The following is a 12513-nucleotide window of genomic DNA, read 5'->3' on the forward strand; positions in this document are numbered from 1 at the left end:
TTCGAGTGTTCCGAATAGTGGACTTCGCGGCCGGTGTTGTTTACCCTGATCACGTGAGCGCTACTGATCGCGCCTTTACGTTGCTCGACATGATCGTGGGCAGCTCGGAGCCGCGCGGATTGTCAGATCTGGTGAGGTCGTCGGGCCTGACCAAACCGACCGTCCGGCGACTGTTGGTGTTGTTGTCAGACTTGGGATACGTCCGCCAGAACGACGCGAAACAATATCTACCGGGAGCAAAGAGCCTGGATCTGGCAGCCAGGGCCATGACGCGTATCGATTTCGCAGACGAATTCACTGATGTGCTGGCCGGCATGAGAGTCCGTGTTCCGGCCACCTTGGCGCTCAACGTCTATGGAGACCACCGCTTGGCAACGGTGGCCACGCTGACCTCTCACAGTGGGTACCGGGTGGCGGGCCGCAGTGTCTCGGCCGTCGGGCTGCACGCAACGGCGTCCGGGAAAGCGATCTTGGCGCACCTGCCACGTCCGGATGTCGAAGTCTTGCTGACTGCCGACGTACTGCCGGCGTACACCTCAACCACGACAACCGATGTCGAGAAGCTGCGCCTGGAACTGCGCGAGGTGGCCAGCCGTGGCTACGCAATAAATGACGAGGAGTCACAGCGCGGAGTACGTTGCATCGCGGCGGTGGTGAGGAACTACCTGGGCCATCCGGTGGCTGCGGTGTCGATGTCAGTGGCTGCCTCACAGGTGTCTGTGGCGGTGCTCCGTAGGGAAAGCCCCGAACTGATCCGTACCGCCGACGAGATCAGTGCCGCGCTGGGCGGTCCCGGCCACAACCCCGGGCCTCGGCCCGAGGGTGCACGACCCGACAGCGCGACGACGGGGGTGATTGCGCGATGACCACTCTCGACAAGTCTTTCCTGGTGCTCGAGACGTTGGCCGAGTTGGGTCCGCGGGTGCCGTTGGGAACCTTGCAGAAGGCGACCCTTCTTCCGAAGGCGACGCTGTACCGCTTGCTGCGCACCATGGTTGATCGTGGGCTCGTTCGCTACGACACCGCTGGGCGCTACAGCATCGGCCCGCAGGTGTACCGGATGGCCGGTGCCGTCTACGCCAGATGGGCTCCGCCACCAGGAGCCCGGGCGGTGATGGTGGAGTTGCAGCGGACGGCACCGGAAACCGTTCACGTCTCGTCGTTCCGGCACGGGCAGTTGATGTATGTGGAGAAGCTGGATGCGCCACATCCGTACCAGATGTCTTCGCGGGTGGGAATGGCTCAGTGCCTGCATTCCTCGGCGATCGGAAAGGCGATCCTCGCAGAAATACCGGCTGAACGAGCCGAGGTACTACTCGGGCAGGAAGCGTTGCGTCCCGTCACCGAATTGACGATCGTGGATCCGGTTCGCCTGCTGAGTGAGCTACCTGCCATTCATGCTGCTGGCTACGCCATCGACGACGAGGAGGACGAGGAGGGATTGCGTGCCATCGGAGCGGCCTTCTGCGACGGCAGCGGCACCCCAGCCGGCGGCGTCAGTATCGTTGCGCCGTCGTTCCGGATGAGCCTCGCTCAAGCACGGGGATACGCGCCAGCGTTGGTACATGCTGCGCAGCAGATCGGCGAGATGTTCGTCGGCGCTACCCCACCTCAAGGTCTCGCATCGAACCTCACGTGAAGACGGTCATTGCCCGGCGGATGTCGTCCAACGTATCGCTCAGCGCGGCTTGCGGGCCGATGAGCGGGCGCGTCAACCAGCTACCGCCGCATGCCAACACGTTGGGCAGGCCAAGGTAAGCGGCGACGCCCGCGAGGGTGATACCGCCGGTGGGAACGAACCGCACGCCCGGATAGACCTCGGCCATCGCGGCGCAAAATCCGGGACCTCCCGATACTTCAGCAGGAAAGAACTTGACCTCGGCGACACCGTCGCGGCAGGCGCGCAACACCTCGGTGCTGGTGGCGACCCCAGGCAGATACGGCAGTTCATGATGACGCGCTCGTTCGACCAGCTCACTGTCATAGCCGGGGCTCACCGCAAACGCCGCCCCCGCTTGGCGAACGTCGTCCAGTTGGCGGGGCGTCAGTACCGTGCCGGCTCCCACGGTGACCGTGTCGTGACCGCTGCACGCGGCGATGACATCAAGCGCGCGCGGCGTCCGCAGAGTGACTTCGACGGCCAGGATGCCCGCCTCACCGATCTCGTCGAGGCGGGTGCGCAACGCATCGGGTTCATTGCAGGTGAGTACCGGGATGAGGGGCAGTCCACCAGCAAGAAGAGCGGTCATAGTCATGAAATGGCCTCTTCGGCATCGATTTCGGGTAGGTGGCCAGGATCGATCACGGCACCGGGATGTGACACCACCGCTGCGGCGAGACGCGCTGCGATGCCGGCAGCCTCCGCTGGGCCCGCGCCACGGATACGGCCGAACAGGTACCCGGCGTTGAAAGAATCCCCCGCCGCGGTGGTGTCCACCGCGTGACCCGACCCGGAGATCGGAAGGTGGCGACGCTGCCCCCCGGAGCTGACGAGACAACCCTGCGGGCCGAGCTTGACCACCACTTCGGGCACGCCGAGTTGATGTAGGCGGTTCGCGGTGGCCTGTTCGTCGAGGTCTCCGAACAGATCACGATCATCGACGGCGGTCGGCAACGCCACATCGGTGCGCCGGAGGAACTCCGTGGTCACGGTCCGAGCGGTCTCGGTGTCCCGCCACAACGCGGGTCTGTAGTTGCTGTCGAACACCACCCGAACTCCGCGCTCGCGCACCGCATCGAGGGCCTGCAGAAGTACCACTCGGGCGTCGGGAGTGAGGATAGCCACGCTGATTCCTGACAAGTAGACCCAGTCGGCGTCGTGAATCGCCTCGACAGCTGCCGCCGTGGCTGCTGCCCCGGTGAACAGTTGCCGTGCCGCGGAATCACCCCGGTAGTAGGTGAATATGCGCTCCCCATCGGCGGTGTTGTCGATCAGGTAGAGACCGACCTTGCCGCCCAGACGTACCTGAACTGTTCGCGTCGAGACACGCTTCTGCTTGAGCCACAACACCATCCGCTGACTGTGCAGGTCGTCACCGACTGAGGTGAGGTAGCTGACGTCGATACCGCGGGGCGCGCCGTAATGGCTCAGGTAGATCGCGACGTTGGCGGTGTCCCCACCGAAGCTCACGGTCGCCGCGGCCGCGTCGCGGAAACGCACCTCGATCATGCACTCACCGACGCTGAGAACCCGCACTGGCGTGGTCACCGGCTGCCGACCATCGCTTGGGCGACCACTTCGGCGCGGAACTGCCGGTCAGCGGTCAACGCCGACGGCGCGGCCACATTCAACAGATCTCCGGCGATGTCTGCGATCACGTCGGAGTGCACGGCCCGGTGCGCAACATGCAACAACTGCTCGGCGCGCGGATCCGACAGCCGTTGGGGGTCATTACCTGCGCACCACAGCACCCACCTCACCCAGTCGGCCCACACAGCTGCGACGCGAGTCGCCGGCCGGCCACCGGCGATCAGGGCGAGCGCCGTGGGCGCGAGTCGCTGCTGCAATTTCTGGGTGCCGTCGGCAGCCAGTTTGTCCAACGAGTAGTGCAGTTTGGGGTTGACGAACCGCTGTAGCACCGTGCGCGCGTAACTCGCCACATCGGTAGGCACCGGTGGCAGGGCCGGCAACACCTCACCGGTCAACAGATCCGAGACGAAACTACTGATGGCTGGGTCGGTGAGCGCAGCACGGACATCGCCGTGACCGGCCAACAATCCCCGATATGCGCAGGCGCTGTGGGCGCCGTTGAGCACCCTCAGTTTGAGATCCTCGAACGGCGCAACGTCCTCGACGACGATGGCCCCGACCTCCTCCCACGGTGGACGAGGCCCCCGGAAGTCATCCTGGATCACCCACTGCAGAAACGGCTCGGTAAGCACAGCAGCCTGATCATCGATCCCGGCAAGCTGCGCAACGTGTCGGCGGGCCTCCTCGTCCGGATCAGGAACAATGCGGTCGACAACCGTCGATGGGAAGCTGACGTGATCATCGATCCAGCTACGCGATCCACCCGCAGCCAACGTCGGATGGGTGTCAACAAAATCACCCACCAGCCGAGCCAGTACCTCCCCGTTTCCGCGCAGGTTGTCACAGGAGATCACCGCGATGGGCCCGCTCCCGGCACGGGCCCGTTCGGCCAGCGCTCCCGCGACCAGGCCCACCACCGACCGTCCGGGTTGCGGATCGTCGAGATCGGCTGCAATGGCTGGGTCGGTGAGGTCGAGGTTGCCATCGCGGTCGCGAGGGTAGGCCTTCTCGGTGACGGTCAGGGTCAGCACCCCGACCTCGGGCCGGGCCATGTCAGTGCGGAATGCGGCCGCATCGATTCCGGCGCAGCGCGCAAACCGGATGGCGCCGAGCACGGAGACCGACTCGCTGTTGGCGTCCGCGGCAGTCACGGTGTAGAGCCCGTCCTGATCGGCCAGAATCCTCGGCAGCGTCGTGTTGCGCCATGTGTACGCGCTGATCGCCCACCGGGGGTCCAGGTTCAGGACTGCGTCGGCACACCAGGCCTGGTGGGCGCGGTGAAATCCGCCCAGGCCCAGGTGAACCTGTCCGACCGTGACCCCACCGAGGTCATAGCCGGGCGAGGTCACGGTCGCAGGCAGATCAGCCAGTGCGCCCGCTGACAGTCGCCTCGGGGGGTACGCCATCACCATGGATGGATGCTTCCGTCGAGCAACCGGTTGACTGGCAGGTACGCCCGTTCGTAGGGGTACTCCGCGGCCAGAGTCTCGTCGATGTCCACGCCCAGTCCCGGTGCCGATCCAGGATGCAGGTAACCGTCGGCGAAGGTGTACGCGTGCGGGAACACCTCGTCGGTTTCCGGGGTGTGGCGCATGTACTCCTGGATTCCGAAGTTCGGGATGGTGATATCGACGGCCAACGCCGCCGCCATCGCCACCGGGGACAGGTCGGTTGCTCCGTGGAAACCCGTCTTGACGCCGTACACCTCGGCGAAAGCGGCCAGCTTGCGCGCTCCGGTGATCCCGCCGCAGCGCACCGGCGGTGTACGGATGTAGTCGATCAACTGTTCGCTGATCAATGTGGTCGCGTCGTGGACGCTGTTGAAGATCTCGCCGACCGCCAGGGGTGTGGTGGTGTGCGCGCGTAGGTGCCGGAACGCTTGTTGATTTTCGGCCGGCGTGGCGTCTTCGAGCCAGAACATCCGAGCGTCTTCAAGTCGCCTGCCCAACCACGCCGCTTGAATCGGAGTCATCCGGTGGTGTCCGTCGTGCAGGAGGTGGATCTCGGGTCCCACCTCGGCGCGCACCCGCTTGAACAGTTCGGGTACCACTTCCAGATATCTCTCGGTCGACCAGGATTCTTCCTTGGGCCACCCTTTGGCCGCGGGCTCGTAGAACAGCTCGCCGCGGCCCACGCCGTAGACGCCGGAAAGGCCGGGCACTCCGGTCTGAGCTCGCACTGCGCGGTAACCCATGTCGACGTAACGCTTCACAGCAGCAACGGTGTCGTCGATGTCACTGCCGTTGGCGTGGCCGTAGACCATGACGCCGGTGCGGCTGGCACCACCGAGCAACTCGTGGACCGGAACGCCCAGCGACTTACCGCGAATGTCCCACAGCGCCATGTCCACTGCCGCGATCGCGGACATGGTGACCGGTCCGCGACGCCAGTAGGCGCCTTGGTAGAGGTACTGATAGATGTCCTCGATCTGACGGGGGTCGCGTCCGATCAACAGCGGAGCGATGTGGTCGCTGAGATAACTGGCGACGGCCAATTCCCGACCGTTCAGCGTGGCGTCCCCAACACCCGAGGTTCCGTCGTCGGTGACGACTTTGAGGGTGACGAAGTTGCGTCCCGGACTGCTCACGATCACCCGGGCATCAGTGATCTTCATCGCCGGGACCCACTCACACTGACGGCGTGCGGGACGCTCTGCAGCGTCGTCGCACCGTCTGCGGACCCGACGACGAGGTCATCTTCGTTGCGCACGCCGCCCACCCCGGGGACGTAGACGCCAGGTTCGATGGCGATGACGTTGCCCTCTTCCAGCACATGCGTGGAACCTGGCTTCAGCAGCGGATACTGCTCGTGGAAGGCGATTCCCACTCCATGCCCGGTTTGGTGTGGATAGGCCTCCCCCATCCCGGCGGCATCGATGGCCCGGCGGGCGGCGTCATCGACCTCGGCGCCGGTCGCGCCCGGAACAGCTGCTCTGGCCGCCGCCACAAACGCCGTCTCGGCGGTTTCGGCGATCTCGCGCTGCTGGTCGGTGGGATCACCGAGCACGAACACCCGGGAGAGGTCCTGCCAGTACCCGTCGGCGACAACCGCCAGCTCCATCAGGATCCACTCGCCGTCGCGCATCCGCCGAGTCGAGGAGAACTCGTAGTCCAGGTGGCATTGCGAGGTCTGTGGCCCACTCATCACAAACGCATAGCCGCGGACTCGGGAAGCCCCCAGGTGTCCGACGCCCTGGGTTTCGATGGCGCGCTCGACCTCGGTCGCCAGATCGATATCGCGGACACCGTCGCGCAGCCCGTCGCGGAACGTCTGCAGCCCGATGTCGGCGATCGCCGCGGTACGCCGCAACGCGGCCAGCTCGGCCGTGGTCTTGGCAGCGCGCGACCGGCACAACGCCGCGTCGAAGAACACCGTCTCGGCGTCCAGCGCACTGGCCACCACGGGCCGGATGATTTCGTGGCGCCCGGACACCTCATGGGCCATGTGTGGGGGTACCTGGGCACGGAACGGCCCCTCCACACCAATTCGGCGACCGCTGATCACCCCGGTGTCGCGCAGCCGGCGAAGCTGCGAGGCCACAGTGTCCGCCAGCGAAGGGTCCCCGATACGGCCGGCTTGATACATGTGCAGGTTGGCCCATCCGCTACGCGCCGCCCAGAACTCCTCGCCGGCAGGCACCAGCAGATGCGGTTCCCCGCTGCGTGGCACCACGGCTACACAGGTGCCGTTCATCGGCCAGTACCCACTGACCGAGACGACGTTCTCCGCGCTCAACATCACCGCGCCGTCGAGGTTGTTTTCGACCAAGGTCTGTTGGAACTTCGCCAATCGGTCGGCGTCGAAGGTGACACTGGTACCGATCGAGTCGAGCAGTTCCCCCAATTTTGCATCCGCCGGCACCGCTACGACATCGCCATAGCCGTAGACCTGCAGGTCGGCCAGGAACGCGCCGATCACATCGGTGTCGAGTTCGGCGGCCCGGTCCCCGAGCCTGGCATAGCCGACGCGGCCGACCAGGCTGTCAGTGGAACGTTGCGCGTCCTCACCACCGGTGAGCATCGCACTCAAATCCGTTTCTGCGGCGACATTTCCACGGTTGACGGCGGCGAGCACCTCCCGCAGATCTGCCGTGCTGGTCAGCCCGGACTCAGTCTCTCCTGATCGCGCAACCCGGACAACCAAAGAGAGGCCGGGAGCCTCACACTGCTCGGCGAGCTGACGCAGCATCGTCACAAACCAAGCTCGGGCCTCCGCGTCAGCACCGCCTGCTGCGCGGCGCTGGGTAAGCAGCAGGCGACGGCACGACGTTGCATTCGCCGCACTCAGCAGGTTCGGCAAGTCGGCGCGGGGATCATGATCGGCATCGACGACGCCCAGATCGATCGCCGCGACGTTCACGCCACTCGAACGCGCACCCGTCAGTACCGACAGATTGCGGGGATCGATGGATTTCCAGCGTAATTCGACTGCGTCGAGGCCGTGTTGCTTCGCGCGGTCAATCAGGGTGTCCGCGTCGTCACCATTGGTGGCTGCGGCGGCGTATCGAGTCAGCGTGTTCACTGGTGGGTCCTTCGGTTGGCTGGGTGTTGAAGAATGGGTCAGCGGGTCTGCGGAAGTTCGGCGAACACCGTATTGAGCTTCTCGAGGGCCTCCGCGATATCGGCTTCGGTGTGAGCAGACGTGATGCCATAGTGCATCGGTGCCGCTTTCGTTCCGAAATCGTGGAAGTGCAGACCCTGTCGGACACATCCGCGCAGGAAGCGGTTGTTCTGTTCGGCGTCGAACTTCGCGGCGGTGCGGTAATCGGTTGCCGTCTCCGTCATCCCGAAATACATGCCGAAGCGTGCACCCAGCCCTTGTATGTGTCCGGTTATGCCGTAGCTGGCGAACAGGTTGTCGAACCCTTGGTAGAGCTTGTCGGCCACAGCCCGAATTCTGGGGTAGAAATCTGGTTGCGACATCTGCTCCACTGCCGCCGATGCCGCCAAAACCGCGCAGAGTTGCCCGGTGTACGTCCCGCTCACAACGGTCTTGCCGACAGGATTGAGCGCTGACATCACCTCCTCGGTACCGGTGATAGCCGCCAGTGGCCATCCTCCGGCAAGCGCCTTGGCCCAGCAAGCCAAATCAGGTGTGACACCGAAATATTCAGCCCCTCCGCCCAGTGTCATCCGGAATCCGCTGAGCACCTCATCGAAGATCAGGACCACGCCACGTTTGCGGGTTTCCTCTCGTACCTGAATCAGCCAGTCTTTGTCGGCAGGAACACAGCCGAGGTTGTAGGAGACCGGTTCGAGGATGATCGCCGCTACTTCGCCGTCGTATCGATCCAACGCCGCGCGCAACGCGTCGATATCGTTGAAGGGCACCGTGATCATCAGATCATTGACCGAGGAGGGGATGCCCGCGCTGTCGGGGAACGCCGGGACGACCTGTTCATAGGGCCGGTCCGGAGTGTGCGCATTGAACAGTACGTAGTCGTGCATGCCGTGGAAGTGGCCGTCGAACTTGATGATCTTCTCGCGGCCGGTGGCCGCGCGTGCTACTCGCAAGGCCGCCATCGTTGCTTCGGTGCCGGTGTTGGTGAACCTCAGCCGCTCGGCTCCGGGCAGGATTTCGATCAGCCGCTCTGCCAGGGCCACGTGATGCTCGGTCTCCTGGGTGCACAGTGTGCCCATCTTCAGCCCCTGCTGCACCGCGGCATTGATCGCGGGGTTGTTGAACCCCAACATACTTGCCCCGTTGGAGGAGCTGAAATCGATGTACTCGTTGCCGTCGATATCGGTGAGGCGGCAGCCGTCGGCCTTGGCGAAGTAGTAGGGCCGCCCCAATACCGGGTTGTAGCGTCCGGCGGCAGTGACCCCACCGATGAGGACCTGCTTCCCGCGCTCGAAGAGCGCGTCGGAGCGCGGAGCGGTGACCAGGGGTGCGTCGTGGGTTTGAGTCATGGAACTCTCCTTCTCGCACTTCGCTTTACATGAAGGTCCGTATAACGAAATGCTGGTATCGAAATTCTTCTAGCGGAAGGCGCAACAACCCCGCCGTAGTCGGACCAGGTGCACTGACGTCCTGATGGCTACGACTAAAACTGTTGCGGTAGAGACTGTTTGCTTCTTGGTCCCGCTCTAGCACTCGGTCTTGTAGATGAACCTCTGGGCCTCAGGGGTGTCGACATTGGCCGTGTCGAGAACCATCACCGGCGTGGTGGTGTCGCTGGGTACGTCCTTGCCGGCGATCGCATCGACAGCGACCTGCACGCCGTCAGCACCGATCTGATACGGACTCTGCGCAACCAGCGCTACCACCGCACCGTTCTTGAGTTGTTCGATCTGTTGGGGACCAGCATCGAATCCGATGAGTTTCACCCGTTCGGCGGCGTTGTTGTTGCGCAGCGCGGTAGCGGCACCCTGTGACGACGGGCTGTTGACCGAGAAGATCCCGTTGATGCCGGGATCAGCCGACAGCGACGACGACACTATCGACGCTGCGGTGGTGGCGTCCTCTTTGGTGTATTGCACACCGGCGAACTCCAGTCCCGGATAGGCTTTCAATCCTTCCTGCAGGCCTTCGACGCGGGAATCATTGGTGCTGATACCGGGGGCCGAGCTGAGGGCGAGGATCTTGCCCTTACCTCCGAGGATCTCGTTGAACTTGTCGGCGGCAGCTTCGCCTGCCGCGAAGTTGTCTGTGGTGATGTGTGAGGTGCTGATCGTGGTGTCGTCCAATGCCGTATCGACTTCGATCACCTTGGCCCCACGAGAGATCAGGTTGTTGATGGGTGCGCGCATCGCTACCGCGTCGGTGGGTGCGATGAGTACTGCAGCTGGGTTCTTGGCGGCCACCGCGTTGACGAGCGGAGTCTGCTGGCTGGCGTCGAATTGATCCGGTGCCGTGACCTCCAGATCTACCCCTAGCTTGGCGGCCTGTTCCTTCGCGCCACATTCCATGGCGACATAGAACGGATTTCCCTTCACCCCCTGCACCAAGGTGATGGTGTCGCCACTGGGCTGCTGTCCCGAACATGCCGTGGCAGCCAGCGCCAACGCGACACTCAACCCAAGCTTCACCACGTTGCTGGAGTTCTGGATGATCATTGCTGTCTCCTGTATTGGAAGTCTGAAACGGACTGTTATCGCGAGTTTTTGGCGCGGCGTCTGAGATCGAAATACACGGCGATGACAAGCACCGCGCCGACCGCCACGGTCTGCCAGAACGGTTGCACTCCGGCAATGACGAACCCGTTCTGCAGCACCGCCGGGATGAACACGCCTATGACGGTGCCCAGGATCGAGCCGACTCCGCCGAACGGGCTGGTACCGCCGATGACGGTGGCGGCGATCGCATTGAGGTTATCGGTGGTGTGGCCCGCGATCGTGGTGGTGGCGAACCGGGCAACGTTGATGAAACCAGCCAGTCCGGCAAGCAACCCTGCCCCGCCGTACACCTTGAGCAGGTGACCACCAACACTGATGCCGGCACGCCGAGCGCCCTCCTCGTTGGAGCCGATGGCGTAGGTATAGCGGCCCATCCGGGTGAAGCGCAGAATCAAGCCGGCGATGATCACCACCACAGCCGCGATCAGGACGATCCAGGGAATTCCGAACAGCGTCGCATTGCCGATCGTGTCGTTGAGCAGAGTCGGCACCTCCCGCACATCCACACCGTTGGTCAGCAACTGCGCAGCTCCGAGGGCCATACCCAATGTGCCCAATGTGGCGATAAGCGGTGGGATGTTGCCGTACGCGATCATCACGCCGTTCAGTAGTCCCCACACCAGTCCGCCGAGCAGTGCGACGACAAAGCCGACCAGAATTGCCGTGAGCCCCGCCTCAGCACCGCCCATTGCGAGCATGACCTGCGAGCTGACGACGCTGGAGAAAATCAGAACCGAACCCACCGACAAATCGATACCACCGGTGATCATCACGTAGGTCTGACCACACGCGAGGATCAGCAAGCTCGCGGCGTCCAGTGTGATGTTGCGGGCGTTGTCGGGGGTGGCGAACCCATACGGGCGAACGATCGAGAACGCCACAATGATGAGCAATAAGGCTGTCAGGATCCAGAAAGTGTTCGCGCCGGTGACTGCGCGTAGCCACCCTCTCGCGCTTGCCGGGGCCGCTTCCGCCGAGTGACCGTTCGGCGGTGCATCTGACTTGCTGTCGATCGTCATCGGACTTCCTTCTCCGCCGGTGCATCTTCCAGCGCACCGGTCATAGCACCGACCAGTTCCTCGGTGGTGGTCTCCGCACCGTTGTAGGTGCGCACATTTCGGCCCAGACGCAGCACGTGGATGCGGTCGGCCACGGCCAACACATCGGGCATGCTGTGACTGATCAACACCACGCCCAGACCTTGGTCTTTGATGCGACGCAGGAGTTCGAGCACCCGGGCGGTCTGCACCACGCCCAGCGCTGCAGTTGGTTCGTCGAAGAACACCACCTTGCGACCCCACAGCGATGCCCTGGCAGCGGCCACACTTTGACGCTGCCCTCCCGACAACGACGCCAACGGCGCCGCACTGTCTTTCAAGTTCACGCCCAGCCGCATCAGTTCGGCGTCCGCGCTGGCCTTCATCGCTTTGTTGTCAAGGACGCCAAACCATCCCAGCGGACCTTTGCGGACGATTTCCCGGCCGAGGTACAGGCAACTGGCGGCGTCCAGGTCCAGCGGCAATGCCAGATCCTGGTAGACGGTGTACACCCCGGCGCCCTGAGCATCTTGAGGCGAATGAAAGTCCATCACTTTCCCGTCAATGCGGATTTCACCCTCGTCTGGTCGGTGCACTCCAGACAGCGTCTTCACCAACGTGCTCTTACCGGCGCCGTTATCCCCGATCAGAGCCACGATCTCGCCGGCGTACACATCAAAATCGGCGCCGCGCAAGGCCTGCACCCCGCCAAAGTGTTTTACGAGGCCACGCGCCTCTAGGGTCGGCGATGTCGCCATCAGGCCTCTTCCTCATAGGTCCGATATATGGAATTCCGGTCTCGATAAGCATCGTGATGCACCACTCACGCGGGGTCAAGGCAGGGAAGAAAAAGCAAGGCCAACGTTTCAAATAATGGACCATTGGTCGACTCGAGTGTGAAGACGATGCTGAATCCGCTAGTAGCGAGCGCTTCGACTCGAGCTGCGCCAGCGCAGATGCACGCATCTCTCGCAGCGGCAGCCACGTTCTCGGACCAACCGAACCAGCACAATTCGTCGACGGCGTCAGCAAGTCCGCTGTGGAACTCGACGGGCAGACCGACATGCTGGTCAATCCCTGGGGACTGTGGTGGCAGGAGTTGACCGCGTCC

General features: G+C 63.6%; 12 protein-coding genes. 2 read left to right on the top strand and 10 right to left on the bottom strand.

Annotated elements, in window-relative coordinates:
• Positions 1-53: 53 nt before the first annotated feature.
• Together ABIA65_RS32545 and ABIA65_RS32550 are read left to right on the top strand one after the other, a co-directional pair.
• The gene (locus ABIA65_RS32545) at positions 54-866 is read left to right on the top strand and encodes an IclR family transcriptional regulator (protein WP_354526156.1); all 813 of its coding nucleotides are present in this window, start codon (positions 54-56) and stop codon (positions 864-866) included.
• Positions 863-1639: an IclR family transcriptional regulator gene (locus ABIA65_RS32550; protein WP_354526157.1), complete on the top strand. Its 777-nt coding sequence runs from the start codon at positions 863-865 to the stop codon at positions 1637-1639. Before ABIA65_RS32545 ends, ABIA65_RS32550 begins: the two co-directional genes overlap by 4 nt.
• Here ABIA65_RS32550 and ABIA65_RS32555 read toward each other — a convergent pair.
• The 10 genes from ABIA65_RS32555 to ABIA65_RS32600 all read right to left on the bottom strand — a co-directional run.
• Positions 1632-2255, bottom strand: a complete 624-nt coding sequence (locus tag ABIA65_RS32555; RefSeq protein ID WP_354526158.1) for a bifunctional 4-hydroxy-2-oxoglutarate aldolase/2-dehydro-3-deoxy-phosphogluconate aldolase — start codon at positions 2253-2255, stop codon at positions 1632-1634. The two genes, ABIA65_RS32550 and ABIA65_RS32555, sit on opposite strands and share 8 nt — an antisense overlap.
• Positions 2252-3208 carry a sugar kinase gene (locus ABIA65_RS32560; protein ID WP_241401486.1) on the bottom strand — a complete coding sequence of 319 codons (957 nt, stop codon included), beginning with the start codon at positions 3206-3208 and terminating at the stop codon, positions 2252-2254. The genes ABIA65_RS32555 and ABIA65_RS32560 overlap by 4 nt, the downstream gene beginning before the upstream one ends.
• Positions 3205-4662, bottom strand: coding sequence for a mannitol dehydrogenase family protein (locus ABIA65_RS32565; protein WP_354526159.1), 1458 nt, complete (start codon positions 4660-4662; stop codon positions 3205-3207). The genes ABIA65_RS32560 and ABIA65_RS32565 overlap by 4 nt, the downstream gene beginning before the upstream one ends.
• Positions 4656-5864 (bottom strand): D-mannonate dehydratase ManD, encoded by a 1209-nt coding sequence (gene manD, locus ABIA65_RS32570; RefSeq protein ID WP_241401488.1) that lies wholly within the window; start codon positions 5862-5864, stop codon positions 4656-4658. The genes ABIA65_RS32565 and manD overlap by 7 nt, the downstream gene beginning before the upstream one ends.
• Positions 5861-7771: a M24 family metallopeptidase gene (locus tag ABIA65_RS32575; protein WP_354526160.1), complete on the bottom strand. Its 1911-nt coding sequence runs from the start codon at positions 7769-7771 to the stop codon at positions 5861-5863. Before ABIA65_RS32575 ends, manD begins: the two co-directional genes overlap by 4 nt.
• Positions 7772-7809: 38 nt before the next feature.
• Complete coding sequence (locus ABIA65_RS32580; protein WP_241401490.1) at positions 7810-9159, bottom strand: aspartate aminotransferase family protein; 1350 nt, start codon at positions 9157-9159, stop codon at positions 7810-7812.
• 177 nt (positions 9160-9336) lie between these two features.
• Positions 9337-10305 (bottom strand): ABC transporter substrate-binding protein, encoded by a 969-nt coding sequence (locus tag ABIA65_RS32585; RefSeq protein WP_354526161.1) that lies wholly within the window; start codon positions 10303-10305, stop codon positions 9337-9339.
• Between the two features lie 35 nt (positions 10306-10340).
• Positions 10341-11384: an ABC transporter permease gene (locus tag ABIA65_RS32590; RefSeq protein WP_354526162.1), complete on the bottom strand. Its 1044-nt coding sequence runs from the start codon at positions 11382-11384 to the stop codon at positions 10341-10343.
• Positions 11381-12160 (bottom strand): ATP-binding cassette domain-containing protein, encoded by a 780-nt coding sequence (locus ABIA65_RS32595; RefSeq protein WP_241401493.1) that lies wholly within the window; start codon positions 12158-12160, stop codon positions 11381-11383. Before ABIA65_RS32595 ends, ABIA65_RS32590 begins: the two co-directional genes overlap by 4 nt.
• Before the next feature lie 65 nt (positions 12161-12225).
• Positions 12226-12513, bottom strand: a 288-nt coding sequence (locus tag ABIA65_RS32600) for a hypothetical protein (protein WP_354526163.1), incomplete at its 5' end; no start/stop codon positions are given.

Origin of the sequence: Mycolicibacterium sp. 624 (assembly GCF_040548615.1) — a bacterium.
GTDB lineage: Bacteria > Actinomycetota > Actinomycetes > Mycobacteriales > Mycobacteriaceae > Mycobacterium.

What these genes read in the sequence shown, in the direction of transcription:
- ABIA65_RS32550 (WP_354526157.1), top strand. Translation starts at nt 863, where the DNA reads ATGACCACTCTCGACAAGTCTTTCCTGGTGCTCGAGACGTTGGCCGAG.
- ABIA65_RS32555 (WP_354526158.1), bottom strand. Translation starts at nt 2,255, where the DNA reads ATGACTATGACCGCTCTTCTTGCTGGTGGACTGCCCCTCATCCCGGTA.
- ABIA65_RS32565 (WP_354526159.1), bottom strand. Translation starts at nt 4,662, where the DNA reads ATGGTGATGGCGTACCCCCCGAGGCGACTGTCAGCGGGCGCACTGGCT.
- manD (WP_241401488.1), bottom strand. Translation starts at nt 5,864, where the DNA reads ATGAAGATCACTGATGCCCGGGTGATCGTGAGCAGTCCGGGACGCAAC.
- ABIA65_RS32580 (WP_241401490.1), bottom strand. Translation starts at nt 9,159, where the DNA reads ATGACTCAAACCCACGACGCACCCCTGGTCACCGCTCCGCGCTCCGAC.
- ABIA65_RS32585 (WP_354526161.1), bottom strand. Translation starts at nt 10,305, where the DNA reads ATGATCATCCAGAACTCCAGCAACGTGGTGAAGCTTGGGTTGAGTGTC.
- ABIA65_RS32590 (WP_354526162.1), bottom strand. Translation starts at nt 11,384, where the DNA reads ATGACGATCGACAGCAAGTCAGATGCACCGCCGAACGGTCACTCGGCG.
- ABIA65_RS32595 (WP_241401493.1), bottom strand. Translation starts at nt 12,160, where the DNA reads ATGGCGACATCGCCGACCCTAGAGGCGCGTGGCCTCGTAAAACACTTT.